Source organism: Streptomyces sp. NPDC002896, from assembly GCF_040295225.1.
In the GTDB taxonomy this organism is placed as follows: domain Bacteria; phylum Actinomycetota; class Actinomycetes; order Streptomycetales; family Streptomycetaceae; genus Streptomyces.
Genome location: NZ_JBEOVA010000075.1, coordinates 1 through 13,048, shown reverse-complemented (window position 1 = coordinate 13,048; position 13,048 = coordinate 1). Strand labels below are relative to the sequence as shown.

The window sequence follows — 13,048 nt, the reverse complement described above, 5'->3', positions numbered from 1 at the left end:
TGCGTGCCACACAAGTCCACGACCTCCCCACGAGGTTCGGACCCGGCAGCACACGGCCACGCCGCGCCCGAAAAGCCTGAATCACTCAGGCACACACAGAGTTCCAGAGACGCTTCATCACGTCGAACAAGCCGCCCTGTTCGCGCAGCGCCGCCGCGGTGGTCTCGGCGCGGCGCACCTCCTCGGCCACGTTGGCCGGGTCCAGCTTGAAGATCGCCACCACCTGGTAGGCCATCTGACGATTCCTTTCGTAGGAAGGGACGGTGCGAATCCTTGTCGTCTGTGGCATGCGCAGGCCCGGCCCGGATCGAACGATCCTGGGACGGGCCGCGTTTCGCCTGCCGGTCAGCTCGACGTACTGGCGAACATGCCGGGCTCGTACGCACCCCCGGGGTTGTGCACGATCACGTTCATCCGGGTGGCCGCGTTGATCAGGGAGACCAGGCAGACCAGCGCCCCGACCTGGTCGTCGTCGTAGTGCTTGCGCACCTCGGCCCAGGTCTCGTCGGACACGCCGTGGTCGCCGAGCCGGGTGCCTTCCTCAGCGAGCGCCAGCGCGGCCCGCTCGGCCTCGGTGAACACAGTGCTGTGTCGCCAGGCGGCGACCAGGTTGAGCCGGAGCGGGGTTTCACCGGCGGCCGCGGCCTCCTTGGTGTGGACGTCGACGCAGAAACCGCAGCCGTTGATCTGGCCGACCCGCAGCTGCACCAGTTCCCGCAGGGTCTTCGGCAGCGTCGACCCTTCCAGGGCCAACGAGGTGTTGTAGAACCGCTTGGCGATCTTCGCGGCGGTCGGGCTGTCGAACAGGTTGAAACGGGGTGCCATGACGTCGTCCTCACTCGTGGTGTTGCGTGCTGCTGCACTGGACGAACACAAGATGCCGAAGGCCCGATCCTTGTGACGGCGCGGTGATGTGGCGTGCGTCACCGGCGCGGGTGTCACAAAGCGGTGGGGGCCGGCGTCTGGTGTACGGCGCAGTCGAGAGCGAACGGGCAGGAGCCGGCGATGGACGACCGAACTATGAGCGACTGGACAAGGGACACATCCGAGCCGGTCGCTCGTGGCGACCGCATGGACGGCGTCACCGAGGCGTTCGTCGCCTACCGCAACCTGCTGTTCACCGTCGCGTACGAGATGCTCGGCTCGGCCGCCGACGCCGAGGATGTTCTGCAGGAGACCTGGTTGCGGTGGGTGGGCGTCGATCTCGACACCGTGCGGGATCAGCGTGCGTTCCTGGTCCAGATCACTACGCGGCAGGCGCTGAGCCATCTGCGTACGCTCGGCCGGCGCAAGGAGTCCTACGTCGGCCCCTGGCTGCCCGAGCCGCTGCTGACCGCGCCGGACGTGGCCGAGGACGTCGAGTTGGCCGACAGCGTCTCGATGGCAATGCTGCTGGTGCTGGAGACCCTCACCCCGACCGAGCGGGCGGTGTTCGTACTGCGAGAGGTGTTCGACCTGGCCTACGACGAGATCGCCGAAGCCGTCGACAAGAGCCCGGCCGCGGTCCGCCAGATCGCCCACCGGGCACGGGCCCACGTCGCCGCGCGCCGACCGCGCGGGGTCGCTTCCGCTGCTGAGACTCGCCGCACCGTCGAGGCGTTCCAGCGGGCGGTCGAAACGGGCGACCTGCAACGCCTGCTCGACATCCTCGCGCCGGACGTCGTCCTGCTGACCGATGGCGGCGGAGTGGTGCAGGCCGCACGGGCGCCCGTCGTGGGGGCCGACCAGGTGGCCCACGTGCTGGGCAGGATCGCCGCCGCGATGTCGCTGCAGCCGACACAGGTCAACGGCGACCCGGCGCTGATCGTCCGGCTGGGCGGCGAGATCGACACCGTCATGGCGATGCGCATCGACGACGGACTCATCACCGGGCTCTACGCCGTGCGCAATCCGGAGAAGCTGTCGCATCTGGAGCGGGAGACCACCTTGCGCCGCTAAGCCCGAGGTCTTCTTGACAGCAGCAGGAGGTTAGCGTGTTGTCTCGCCCTGGCATCCGACTGTCGATGGTCACTGCGTTCGGGCGGGATGCGCAGTCACGAATCCGAGCGCGAGCTGGATCATGGTCGGCCCGGTCTCGGCGGTGACCTTGGCCAGCTGCTCGACCGCGTCGAGCATGGCCCGGTTGGAGGGGACGGCGGTGTCGAAGCGTTCCGGCATGAACGTCGAGCGGCTGGTGGTGATTTCCTGGCCCTCGTGGATCGCGCCTGACAGCCAGCCCGAAGCCAGCGGGCTCCACACCAGCACGCCGAGCCCGTACTGCTCGGTCACGGGCAGCACGTGGGTCTCGATCCCGCGCTGCAGGATCGAGTAGCTGGGCTGTTCGGTGACGTAACGGCTCAGGTGATGCTCGCGGGCGGCCCACTGGGCTTGCACGATGCGGTATGCGGGGAAGGTCGAGGAGCCGAAGTAGCGGATCTTTCCCGCGCGCTGCAGGTCGGTCAGAGCCGACAGGGTCTCCTCGTCGCTGGTGCTCGGGTCCCACCGGTGGATCTGGTAGAGATCGACGTGGTCGACACCGAGACGGCGCAGGCTGTTGTCCAGCTCGGTGACCAGCCAGCGGCGCGAACTGCCCTGATGGTTGGGCTCGTCGCCCATGGGCGTGCTCGCCTTCGTGGCCAGCACGATGTCGTCGCGGCGGCCGGCGATGGCTTTGCCGACCATGTCTTCCGACGCGCCGCCGCTGTACATGTCGGTGGTGTCGATGAGGTTGATCCCGCCCTCGAGAGCGGCATCGACGATAGCGGTGGCCTCGTCCTGGGTGGTGCGCCCGATCTCGCCGAAGTTCATCGCGTCGAGCGCGAGGGAGGGCTGCGTCCCTAGTGCGGCGTTTCGGGCCGCGGCCGGTTGGCCGCCTTGTCAGTGGGTGGCGGGGCGGGTCATGCGGACCATGGCGCGGTAGAGGGCGGTGGGCTGGGGTGCGTCGGGGAGTGGGGGGAGTGGGGTGCCCGGGGCGGCGTAGGAGCGGAGCATGTGGGCGACGAGGCGGTGCCAGGTGTCGGGGGCGGCGTCGCCTGCGGCGTTGATGACGCCAGCGTTGGCCATGAGCAGGATGACGAGGTCCTGGCTGGTGAAGTCTTCGCGAAGCTGGCCGCTGGCTTTGGCGCGGGCGATGACTTCGAGGAAGCCGTTGTAGGCCTCGATGCGTCGGGCCTCAAGGGCTTTGGCGGCGGGGAAGGTCATGGTGAGGACGTCGGCGAAGCCGCGGTCGGCGGCCTGCATGGCGCAGACGGTGTGGATGTAGCCGGTGAAGCCGTGCCAGGGGTCGGGGTCGGCGAGGGCTTCGGTGACGGCTGCGGCGTAGGCGTCCATGCGGTCAGCGAAGACGGCGTTGATGAGGTCGTCGCGGGTGGCGAAGCGGCGGGAGAGGGTGGCTTTGCCCACGCCGGCATCGCGGGCGACGGCGGCCATGGAGACGCCGAGTCCTTCGCGGGCGAACAGGTGGCGGGCGGCGGCCAGGATGCGGTCGCGGTTGCGTTCGGCGTCCGCACGCAGCCCCGTTTCGGGTGTGCGACCAAGGGTTTCGTCGGTGGCTGCAGTGTGTGTCATGCCTCCACCCTACCTAAGTGGAACAAGCGGCCCAGTTCTGTTGTTACGCTAGGCAACACGGAAACGGGAAGGCCGTTCCAGTTATCGGAAGGTGTTGTCATGCGTGCTGTCGCGCTGAGCGAGGTTCCGGCGGCTCCAGCCGTGGCCGAAGTAGAGGCTCCGCGCCCGCAGGCGGGGGAGTTGCTGGTGAAGGTGGCGGTGTCGTCGGTGAACGGCTTCGACGCCGCGACTGCGGCCGGCTATTTGCAAGGGATGATGGAGCACCGGTTCCCGCTGGTGGTCGGCAAGGACTTCGCGGGAACCATCGAAGCGCTCGGGGACGGGGCGGAGGGCTTCGCGGTTGGGGATGCGGTTTTCGGTGTGGTGATGAAGCCGCACCTGGGCACCGGGTCGCTGGCCGAGTACGTGACCGTCCAGGCCGCCTACGGCGTCACCACCGTCCCCGAGGGCCTGGCCGTGGCCGACGCGGGCGCGCTGGGCCTGGCCGGCACCGCTGCCCTGAACAGCGTGGACGCCGTCGCCCCGGACAAGGGCGAGACGGTGCTCGTCTCCGGTGCCACCGGCGGGGTGGGTGCCCTGGCGGTCCAGCTTGCCGCCGCCCGCGGCGCCCGCGTGATCGCCACCGCCCGCCCGGGCGCGGAGGCCGACTTCGTCACGGGTCTGACCGACGCCGACGTCGCCGTGGTGGACTTCACCGGCGACCTGGCCGCCCAGGTCCGCGCGCTCGCACCCGAGGGCGTGGACACGGTCGTGCATCTGGCGGGCGACGGCGCCCAGCTGGCCGGGCTGCTCAGGCCGGGCGGCCGGATCGCGTCCACCCTTGGTTTGACCCAGGACGCCGTCGACGGCTCCGGCGTCACCGTCCACTCGATCATGGCTGACCCGAACGCTCAGACCCTGTCCGCGCTGGCCGAGCAGGCCGCCTCCGGCGCGCTGCGGGTGCCGGTCACCGCCACCTACCTGCTGGCGCAGGCGCCGGAGGCGTTCGCCGCGTTCGACGCCGGAGCCCTCGGCAAGATCGCCGTCACCTGCTCCTGACGCCTCCTCTCACCTGCCCCAATCGCACCTGCACCACGGAAAGAGTTCTGATCGTGCCCACCATCGCCATCATCGGCGCCGGCCCCGGCATGGGCCTGGCCATCGCCCGCACCTTCGGCAGCCGCGGCTTCGACGTCGCGCTGATCGCCCGCACCAAGCACAAGCTGGACACCCTGGTCGAGCAACTCGCCGCAGAAGGCATCACCGCCGCAGGCTTCCCCGCCGACGTCCTCGACCGGCCGTCACTCGCCGCCGCCCTGGAGGCGGCGAAGGACCACTTCGGCCGGATCGACGTGCTGGAGTACTCCCCAGCACCGCACTCCCCGGTGCCCGGCTTCACCCAGGCCATGCCGTCGCAGTCCACGGTGGAGAACCTGCAGCCGCAGATCGAGTACACCTTCTACGGCGCCGTCGAAGCCGCCCGCATGGTGCTGCCCGCGATGCGCGAGGCGGGCGCCGGGACGCTGCTGTTCACCACCGGCGGCGGCTCGGTGGACCCCGTCCCCATGCTCGGCAACGTCAACGCCGCCGGCGGCGCCCTGCGTAACTGGGTGACCAACCTGAGCAAGGAACTGTCCGGGAGCGGCGTCCACGCTGCCCATGTCGCGATCAACGTGTGGATCGGCGAGGGCGGACCCGCAGGCTTCCCTACCGCAACTCCCGAGCAGATCGCTCCCCTGTACTGGGAGCTGCACGAGGCCCGCGACCGCGCCGAAGCCGTCTTCAACGGCTGACCCTCCCGCATCCCGGCGAAGCCGCCCGCCGCGCCTCGCCCCGACCCTCCGTCATCCGGATCTCGAAGGATCGTGTGCTGTGAATGTCTTCCTGTGGATCGTGCAGGTAGTCCTGGCCGTCATGTTCGGCATGGCCGGCGTCATGAAGTCCACCCAGCCCAAGGAGAAGCTGGCCGACAAGCTGCCCTGGGTCAACGATGTCTCCGCGGGCACCGTCCGCTTCATCGGCATCGTCGAACTGGCGGCCGGGCTCGGGCTGATCCTGCCCGCGGCCACCGGCATCGCCACCGTCCTGACCCCGCTGGCCGCGACCGGCCTGGCCGTGGTGATGGTGCTGGCCGCACTCACCCATGCCCGCCGCAAGGAGCCGCCGGCGATCGGATTCAACGTCGTCCTGCTGATCCTGGCCGCCCTGGTGGCCTGGGGCCGCTTCGGCCCCTACAGCTTCTGACCCTCTCCTCTTGCACGCCTCACCTCTCCCCCCAACTGCTGTCTGTCAAGGAGGCAAGACGTGAAGATCCACGCGCTGGGCTACCTCGGATTCGAATCCCCTCGCTTCGAGGAGTGGCTGACGTTCGGCCCGGAGGTCTTCGGCCTGCAGGTCGGTGAGCGCGGCGCCGACGGCGCCGTGCACCTGCGGATGGACGACCGCCACCGCCGCCTGTCCATCCACCCCGGCGAGGAAGACCGCCTCGCCTACGTGGGCTGGGAACTGGCGGACAAGGCCGCCTTCACCGAGGCCGTCGCGGAGCTGACCGACCAGGGCTACACCCCCAGCCTCGGAAACCCCGCGGACTGCGCACAGCGGCAGGTGCAGGGCCTGGCCCGCTTCGAGGACCCTTTCGGCTTCCCGCACGAGATCTACTACGGCCCGACCTTCACCGCCGGGTCGTTCCTGCCGGGCAAGCCGATGGCCGGCTCCTTCGTCGCCGGCGTCGACGGGGTGGGGCACGTCGTGTTCGTCGTCCCCGAAATCACCAAGGATTTGGAGGAGTTCACCACCGGCGTGCTCGGCCTGGAGCTGTTCGGCGGCTGGACCGCCACCGCTCCGGACGGGAGCGTGTCGGGCCCGCAGTTCTACCGCTGCAACCCGCGCACCCACTGCCTGGGCTACGTCGGCGTGCCCGGCATGAAGGGCGTGCAGCACATAGCGATCGAGTCCACTCACCTCGACGACGTCGGCCGTGCCTGGGACCTGGTGCAGGAACGCGAGGACATCCCCGTCACGGTCACGCTGGGCCGGCACATGTCCGACACCCTCATCTCCTTCTACATGCGCTCGCCCACCGGCTTCGACATCGAGTTCGGCGCCGGCGGCGAACTTCTCCCGGACGACTGCGTGCAGACCAGCCCCTCCACCTCCGAAGCCTGGGGGCACAAGTTCGTCGCCGACGGCTGGGCCCCCAGCGTCCGTCCCCTCACCACCCCGACGGCAAGGAACACCTGATGCGTGTCACCGTATTCGGCGCCACCGGCGGCATCGGCCGCCTGGTCGTCCAGCAGCTACTGGATGCAGGGCATCACGTCACCGCCCTGGTGCGCAGCCCGGGCAAGTTCGCCCTCACCCACCCCCAACTGGCCATCGTCATTGGGCAGCTGTCCGACCGCGCCGCGGTCGAGCGGGCCGTCACCGGTGCGGACGCGGTCATCAGCGCGCTCGGCCCGTCCCTGAAACGCTCGGCGACCGGCACCCCGCTCACCGACGGCACGCGCACGATCGTCGACGTCATGCGCGTGCAGAAGCTGGCGCGGTTCATCGGCCTGGCCACCCCCTCCCTGACCGACCCGCGGGACAAGCCGCACTGGAAGCACAAGGTGCTGCCCGTCATGGCGAAGCTGATGTTCCCCAACGCCCTCACGGAGTTGAAGGGCATGACCGAGGCCGTCACCAGCTCGGACCTTGACTACACCATCGCCCGCATCACGAACCCCACCGACAAGGCGGCCACCGGCCAGGTCCGTTCCGGTTTCCTCGGCCACGACCGTGTCGGCTCCGCCATGAGCCGCGCCGACATCGCCGTCTTCCTCGTCTCCCAGCTCACCGACACCCGCTACCAGCGGGCCATGCCCGCCATCAGCAACTGACCCACCCCAGCGGTGCCGGCCCCGCCGCCGGCAGCCGGCACCGCTCTCTCTCGTGAGGAGCGTGCCGTGGAACTCGGCATCCTGTCCCTGTCCGACCTGCAGACCGACCCCGCTACCGGCCGCCTCCACGACGCTGCCCGCCGCACCCGCGAGATCGTCTCCTACGCCATCGCCGCCGACCAGGCCGGCCTCGACGTCTTCGGCCTCGGCGAACACCACAGCCCGGACTTCTCCGTCGCCAACCCCGCCATACCCCTGGCCGCGCCATCGCCCAGGCCACCACGAACATCCGCCTGACCAGCGCGGTCTCCGTCCTGTCCACCCTCGACCCCGTCCGCCTCCACCAGGACTTCGCCTCCCTGGACCACCTCAGCAACGGACGCGCCGAGATCATCGCCGGACGCAGCGCCTTCCTCGAGGCCTTCACCCTCTTCGGCGTCGATCCCGCCCACTACGACGACGTCTTCGCCGAGAAACTCGACCTCCTGCTCGCCATCCGCGACCACGAGAACGTCACCTGGACCGGCCGCCACCGCCCCGCCCTCAACGACCTCTCCGTACCGCCCCGCCCCCAGCAGGACCGCCTGCCGCTGTGGCTCGGGGTGGGCGGCACCCCGTCCAGCGCGGAGCGCGCCGCCCGCCTCGGCCTGCCCATGGTCCTCGGCCTCATCGGCGGCGACATCCGCCGCGCCCTCGCCCTCACCGACCACTACCGCACCCTCGGCCAAGCCGCAGGCCACACCGCCGACACGCTCCGCCTCGGCGTCACCAGCCACTTCTACGTCGGCAAGACCTCCCAAGACGCCCGCAAGGACCTCTACCCCTACTACCGCGAGTACCTGCGCCCCAAGACCCCCGGTGGCCGCGGCTGGCTCGTCAGCCCCGACCAGTTCGAAGCCGTCTCCGGCCCGTTCGGCGCACTCATGACCGGCAGCCCCCAGGAAGTCATCGACAAGATCCTCACCGAACGCGAACTCCTCGGCATCGACCGCTTCATGGGGCAGATCGACTTCGGCGGCATGCCTCCCGGCATGGTCAACGACTCCATCGAACTCCTCGCCACCGAAGTCGCCCCCGCCATCCGCCGGGAAACCCCCACCTGACCACACACCGAAGCAGGGCGTGCCTGCTTCGCCTTCACCCCTGGGACGCGTGGAAGCAGTGGACGGCCGAGCTGCCTGAGCAGCTGGCCGCCGGTATCGACTCGGGGGCGTCTGTCGCTCAGCGGGTCGAGGCGTTCGCCGAGGTCTTGACCCAGTCCTTGGCGGAACGCCGGGTGCTGTGCGACCTGTTCAGCGCGCAGGCGGGGGTTCTGAAGCACAACGTCTCCGCTGAAGTCGCTGCCCGCTACAAGCGGGCGGAGGTCGGCAAGGTTGCTGACCTGGCTGCGCTGGCGCGCGTGTATCTGCCGGAACTTGGCGAGCGGGCGGAGCAGTTATGCTCTCAGGCGATCATGGTAGTAGGTGCGGTGTGGACCCACGCCCGGCCGTCTGCGGCCAGGCGCGGAAGCCTCCGACCCCGCCAAGGTCGCCCGGGTCGTACGCGACCTCGCGGGCCGCGACGACACTCCGGTCCGCATCCTCCTCGGTGCCGACGCTGTGCAGTACGCCCGGGCCGCCGCCCAGGACCTCGCCGAGTCCGACGAGAAGTGGCGCCGCATATCCGAATCCGTCACCGGCTGACCCCGACCGGGCATCGGCGGCCAAAGCGCCGGCGGCGGTCTGGCCGCCGCTGCGGCCCGCTGCGGCCCAAGGATCCACTCCGAAGTCCTTCGCGAAGTGTCTCAGCGAGCACGATGAGCTCAAGCGCAAGCACGAGAAGCTGATCGAGTACTGCGCTGAACTGGAAGAACGCCTCCAGAGCTACGCGGCAGCCATCAATCTTCTGGCCCTTGAGAACGCAGCCCTGGCTGCCTCCGGCACAGACGCCTGCGTGGTCCCACTCCCCAGAGCAGAAGCCACTCCTTGACGGGCGTCCGCGGGCGCAGAACCCGCACCTCGCTAACTCACCCGGCAGCACACGTCCGCCCGGCGCCAGCTTTCCCCTCTCCCGTCGAGGTCGTACGCGATGCCTGACGCGATGAGGGAATCAGGCGTCACCCGCCTGATCTTCCGCCGCCTGGTGCTCGTGTCGCTTCTTGCGCGCACCCAGTCGCGCATGTCCTCGATGAGAGCGTCCGTGGGCGTGCGCCCCTCGACTGCGGCGAGCTGCCCGGGCTCGTCACGCAGCCCTTTCGGCGGCCGGAACCCCATCACCCAGGTCTGGCCCGTCGTCGGACCTTCGGCACACGCACACCACGGGATCGTGGGCTTTGCCGGCGTACTCCTGCGTCGGGGGTGGAACCGCGGTTGGCGCTGAGATTGATCTTGATGCCGGTCCGACTGCTGGCCTTCTCTGGGCTGCCCCGGGCTAGCGCCGGCTGCCGCGCGATAGTCTGAGAATGCGGTCGGGGCCCCCGCCGCGAAGCTGAGAGCCCGTATTAACACGTAGACAGGTAGACAGCCCTCAAGTTCGGACGGATCTGGGCAGTCGGACCTCCGTGCTCTCTCAGCTGGCGTGAAGGATCCGAAAGCGATCGGGTTCCGCCGGATCTCGATCAACGACTTGGATTGGCGTCCAAGCCCATTGCCAAACGCTGATGCTTGGCGTGCGGGAGAACTGGATCTGCCCGCGGGTGCCTTCGACTGCAACGCGCGGCCAGGATTCGGCAGTGCGCGCCCGGTCCGCGCCGTGAGAACGCAGCACATCGGCGAGGACGGCGACCGTGTCGTAGCCCTCGAAGGCGACGAAGGAGGGCGCTTCGGCCAGCCGCTCGCGGAGGGCCTTCTCGACTCGTGCACCGAGTGGGCTGAGGCGCTCGGGCAGGTAGCGCAAGAACGGGATCGCGGCGCTGTCGTCGCCCAGCAACGTCGCCCATTCGGCGAACTCCGGTTGTCCGGCCGGAGCACCGATCATGATCTCGGCGAGGCGCTGGTCGCGGCGGACAGACTTGACGATCGACACTGCCGGCTCCGGGTGGCCGACCAGAAGAAGGAGGGCTGTCGCGCGATGGTCGACGAGTTCGTCGCACACGGCCGCGGGGGTGACCGCGCTCATGTCGAGTTCGATGACGGTGCCGCCGCGTGGAGCGAGGTAGTCCCGCAGAATGCGGGTCCCCGTTGCCCAGTAGACACTCGGCTGGGCCGCAACGGCGATACGACTGTGGCCCGCGCTGAGGAGGAAGTCCGCGTAGACCTGCCAGCCGCGGGACTGCGGCGGGGAGAGGCGCGCGACCCATTCCGTCGGCTGTTCGGTGAGCGCGTCGAGAACCGCTGACGAGCAGAGGAACGGCAGGCCGAGGGCGTCGGCCCTGGCGGCAGCGGCGCGAGCAACGACGCTGTGATATTCCCCCGCCAAGGCAGCCACGCCCAGGCGAGCCAATTCATCTACGGCCGCCGCGGCCCTCTGTGGATCAGCCGCGGTGTCTCGGACCACCAGCTCGAGTGGTCTTCCGACGATCCCGCCGGCGTCATTTACTTCGCGAACGGCCAGCTCGAGTCCAGCGAGCAAGTGTTGGCCTGCCTCGACCCAGCCAGGCCGAGTTAGCGGAACGAGAGCGCCGATCTGGACGGATGATCCGTCAGTCCGCTCCGCTCCAGGTGGCGATGGTGGCGTATTCATGCGTTGGCGTCTCCCGTGTGCCGATTCGGTTGCAGTTTGCCCGGATCGCAGAGTGGCAAGGCCCGGTAGTACGCGTTCATCTCATCTCGCCGTGGCGGGCGCACCTGGGTGACCATGCCGGACATTGCATCCACCACCATCGCCAACAGGCAACCGATTATTTGTTCGCTGAGCTGCCAGGCTTCAGACGCCATCCGCTTTCCGAACGTGATCGTTTAGTTCGGGGTCGGCGGGCATGAACTCCGGCCGGTGACGGGAGAGATGGGCGTGATTCGTCCGCTCATCTGGTTCGTGGAGGTGGCTGGTGGCGTCGGTGCTTGGTCTGCTGGAGGCCCGGGAGAAGAAGATCCGGGAAGAGGTGGCGGGGCTGCGGGAGGAGGCCGAGCGGGTGCAGGCCGCGCTCGGTGAGGCGGAACGTGCACTTCAGCGTCTGGTGGATGCCCGGGTCACGGTAACCGAGGTGCTGACCGAGCCGCCCTTGGCGGCAGCGGGGCCGGCGCCAAGGGCGGTGGCGGGATCGGTGGTGCCGCACCGGATCGAGGGCATGGCGGCGTCCGTCCTGGCACCGGATTACCAACGCATCGTGGAGGTACTGGAGTCGGACGCGGGCCGGGCAGGTTTGCGGTGTCAGCAGTTGGCCGTGTCTTTGGGCCTGGAAGCAGTTCCGGCGAAGGTCGAGGGGCTGCGGTCGAAGGCGAAACGCCTGGTGGAACGGGGTTGGATCCTGCAGGTGCGGCCGGGGGTGTTCACCGCGCTTGCGACCCCGGCTGGCTGAAAGCACCCCGGCGGCGTCCGGCCAGTCGGCGACTCATGAGCATGGTCATGGACCACAACACCATGGCCTCGTGCATGGCGGGCAGCGTCTCGTGGTCACGCACTAGGCGACGCGAACGCATCAACCAGCTCAGCGTTCTCTCCACCACCCACCTGCGCGGAAGCACCACGAACCCCGCCGTGTCGTCAGAGCGTTTGACGATCTCCAGGGTGAGCCGGCACTTCTCGGCCGCCCAGTCCACCAGCCGGCCCGCATAGCCGCCGTCCGCCCAGACGAGGCGGACGGAGAAATACAGCGTGCGCAGCCGCTCAAGCAGCGGCACTCCCGCGTCCCGGTCCTGCACGCTCGCCGCGGTCACCACCACCGCCAGAACCAGGCCGAGACAGTCCACCACCAGGTGCCGCTTGCGGCCTCCCACCTTCTTTCCGCCGTCCCAGCCGGACGTTGAGCGCGGGATATTCGCTGCCGCCCGCACCGACTGCGAGTCCACGATCGCGGCCGTCGGGTCCGGTGAGCGGCCCTCCTTCCGGCGCACCCTGTCGCGCAGCCGGTCGTGGAGCTCGGCAAGCAGGCCCGTGACTTGCCAGCGGCGGGCGAAGGCGTGCACTCGCCGATACGGTGGGAAGTCCGCAGGAAGGTTGGCCCACTTGACGCCGTTGTCGACCACATAGCGCACCGCGTCCAGCATCACGCGGTGGCAGAAGCTCTCCGGCCGACCGCCCCGCCCCTGAAGCCACGCAGGCACCGGCAGCAATGGCCGGACGACCTGCCACTCCGCCTCCGTCAGGTCGGAGCCATAACACCGGACGCGCTCCGGACCGTCTGCCGCGTTGCCGAACCTGTGCGCGAGGCAGTCACACTCCGGTGACGGCGCGTTGGACTCCGCGGACGCGAGCACGAAAGACTGCGACACAGGGCCTCCTGGTGCTGCTCGGTTGGGATCGCAACCCCGAGCTACCAGGAGGCCCTGCCGTTATGCCGCGGCCGCCGAGAGATCACCCGAACAGGAACCGTGTTCGACTGATCAAGCCTGTCGAACGGTAAGCGGAAGGCCTCTCAAGAAACAAGCCGTTCACCCCGGCCATCGAGACGCTGCGCGGGCTGCTGCTCGGCACCTAGTGTGCTGCGCCGGAAATCCTGAGGGTTAGTCGGTTCCGGTTTGACTGTTGGGTGGGGCGATCCTGGCGAGGTAGTCGGCGAGGGACTTGAG

At 69.1% G+C, this 13,048-nt stretch carries 15 protein-coding genes and 2 pseudogenes; 11 read left to right on the top strand and 6 right to left on the bottom strand.

Annotated elements, in window-relative coordinates; all coding sequences use genetic code 11:
* Positions 1-85: 85 nt before the first annotated feature.
* Positions 86-235: a hypothetical protein gene (locus ABT009_RS46600; protein WP_351309265.1), complete on the bottom strand. Its 150-nt coding sequence runs from the start codon at positions 233-235 to the stop codon at positions 86-88.
* Positions 236-345: 110 nt separating this feature from the next.
* Entirely contained in the window at positions 346-825 is a 480-nt protein-coding gene (locus tag ABT009_RS46595) for a carboxymuconolactone decarboxylase family protein (RefSeq protein ID WP_351309262.1), read from the bottom strand.
* Positions 826-1,020: 195 nt separating this feature from the next.
* Here ABT009_RS46595 and ABT009_RS46590 point away from each other — a divergent pair, with 195 nt between their 5' ends.
* Positions 1,021-1,938, top strand: a complete 918-nt coding sequence (locus ABT009_RS46590) for an RNA polymerase sigma-70 factor (protein ID WP_502990104.1) — start codon at positions 1,021-1,023, stop codon at positions 1,936-1,938.
* A gap of 75 nt (positions 1,939-2,013) precedes the next feature.
* Here ABT009_RS46590 and ABT009_RS46585 read toward each other — a convergent pair.
* Positions 2,014-2,787 (bottom strand): annotated as a pseudogene (locus tag ABT009_RS46585) (aldo/keto reductase); the annotation flags it as partial.
* A 69-nt stretch (positions 2,788-2,856) separates the two neighbouring features.
* Positions 2,857-3,546 (bottom strand): TetR/AcrR family transcriptional regulator, encoded by a 690-nt coding sequence (locus ABT009_RS46580; protein ID WP_351309259.1) that lies wholly within the window; start codon positions 3,544-3,546, stop codon positions 2,857-2,859.
* A gap of 99 nt (positions 3,547-3,645) precedes the next feature.
* Here ABT009_RS46580 and ABT009_RS46575 point away from each other — a divergent pair, with 99 nt between their 5' ends.
* The 9 genes and pseudogenes from ABT009_RS46575 (at position 3,646) to ABT009_RS46535 (ending at position 9,085) form a co-directional block, all read left to right on the top strand.
* A complete protein-coding gene (locus ABT009_RS46575) occupies positions 3,646-4,584 on the top strand; it encodes an NADP-dependent oxidoreductase (RefSeq protein ID WP_351309256.1) in 939 nt (312 codons plus the stop codon).
* A 53-nt stretch (positions 4,585-4,637) separates the two neighbouring features.
* On the top strand, positions 4,638-5,318 hold the full coding sequence (locus tag ABT009_RS46570) for an SDR family NAD(P)-dependent oxidoreductase (protein WP_351309253.1): 681 nt from the start codon (positions 4,638-4,640) through the stop codon (positions 5,316-5,318).
* A gap of 79 nt (positions 5,319-5,397) precedes the next feature.
* Positions 5,398-5,769 (top strand): DoxX family protein, encoded by a 372-nt coding sequence (locus ABT009_RS46565; protein ID WP_351309250.1) that lies wholly within the window; start codon positions 5,398-5,400, stop codon positions 5,767-5,769.
* A gap of 60 nt (positions 5,770-5,829) precedes the next feature.
* Positions 5,830-6,765, top strand: coding sequence for a VOC family protein (locus ABT009_RS46560; RefSeq protein ID WP_351309247.1), 936 nt, complete (start codon positions 5,830-5,832; stop codon positions 6,763-6,765).
* Entirely contained in the window at positions 6,765-7,403 is a 639-nt protein-coding gene (locus ABT009_RS46555; RefSeq protein WP_351309244.1) for an NAD(P)-dependent oxidoreductase, read from the top strand. Before ABT009_RS46560 ends, ABT009_RS46555 begins: the two co-directional genes overlap by 1 nt.
* A 66-nt stretch (positions 7,404-7,469) precedes the next feature.
* Positions 7,470-7,700, top strand: a complete 231-nt coding sequence (locus ABT009_RS46550; RefSeq protein WP_351309241.1) for an LLM class flavin-dependent oxidoreductase — start codon at positions 7,470-7,472, stop codon at positions 7,698-7,700.
* Positions 7,670-8,506: an LLM class flavin-dependent oxidoreductase gene (locus tag ABT009_RS46545; protein WP_351309271.1), complete on the top strand. Its 837-nt coding sequence runs from the start codon at positions 7,670-7,672 to the stop codon at positions 8,504-8,506. Before ABT009_RS46550 ends, ABT009_RS46545 begins: the two co-directional genes overlap by 31 nt.
* A pseudogene (locus ABT009_RS47670) lies at positions 8,503-8,847 on the top strand (TetR/AcrR family transcriptional regulator); the annotation flags it as partial. The gene ABT009_RS46545 and the pseudogene ABT009_RS47670, both read left to right, overlap by 4 nt.
* 19 nt (positions 8,848-8,866) lie before the next feature.
* A complete protein-coding gene (locus ABT009_RS46535; protein ID WP_351309277.1) occupies positions 8,867-9,085 on the top strand; it encodes a Rossmann-fold NAD(P)-binding domain-containing protein in 219 nt (72 codons plus the stop codon).
* 865 nt (positions 9,086-9,950) lie between these two features.
* Here the strand turns inward: ABT009_RS46535 and ABT009_RS46530 are convergent.
* Complete coding sequence (locus ABT009_RS46530; RefSeq protein WP_502990103.1) at positions 9,951-11,063, bottom strand: ABC transporter substrate-binding protein; 1,113 nt, start codon at positions 11,061-11,063, stop codon at positions 9,951-9,953.
* 304 nt (positions 11,064-11,367) lie between these two features.
* Here ABT009_RS46530 and ABT009_RS46525 point away from each other — a divergent pair, with 304 nt between their 5' ends.
* Positions 11,368-11,838: a hypothetical protein gene (locus tag ABT009_RS46525; protein WP_351309239.1), complete on the top strand. Its 471-nt coding sequence runs from the start codon at positions 11,368-11,370 to the stop codon at positions 11,836-11,838.
* Here the strand turns inward: ABT009_RS46525 and ABT009_RS46520 are convergent.
* Complete coding sequence (locus ABT009_RS46520) at positions 11,810-12,751, bottom strand: IS5 family transposase (RefSeq protein ID WP_502990101.1); 942 nt, start codon at positions 12,749-12,751, stop codon at positions 11,810-11,812. The two genes, ABT009_RS46525 and ABT009_RS46520, sit on opposite strands and share 29 nt — an antisense overlap.
* Positions 12,752-13,048 lie beyond the last annotated feature (297 nt).

Bases quoted from the DNA above. Each gene is read 5' to 3' on its own strand.
- ABT009_RS46555 (WP_351309244.1), top strand. From the start codon at position 6,765: ATGCGTGTCACCGTATTCGGCGCCACCGGCGGCATCGGCCGCCTGGTC.
- ABT009_RS46580 (WP_351309259.1), bottom strand. From the start codon at position 3,546: ATGACACACACTGCAGCCACCGACGAAACCCTTGGTCGCACACCCGAA.
- ABT009_RS46600 (WP_351309265.1), bottom strand. From the start codon at position 235: ATGGCCTACCAGGTGGTGGCGATCTTCAAGCTGGACCCGGCCAACGTG.
- ABT009_RS46575 (WP_351309256.1), top strand. From the start codon at position 3,646: ATGCGTGCTGTCGCGCTGAGCGAGGTTCCGGCGGCTCCAGCCGTGGCC.
- ABT009_RS46530 (WP_502990103.1), bottom strand. From the start codon at position 11,063: ATGAATACGCCACCATCGCCACCTGGAGCGGAGCGGACTGACGGATCA.
- ABT009_RS46590 (WP_502990104.1), top strand. From the start codon at position 1,021: ATGAGCGACTGGACAAGGGACACATCCGAGCCGGTCGCTCGTGGCGAC.
- ABT009_RS46595 (WP_351309262.1), bottom strand. From the start codon at position 825: ATGGCACCCCGTTTCAACCTGTTCGACAGCCCGACCGCCGCGAAGATC.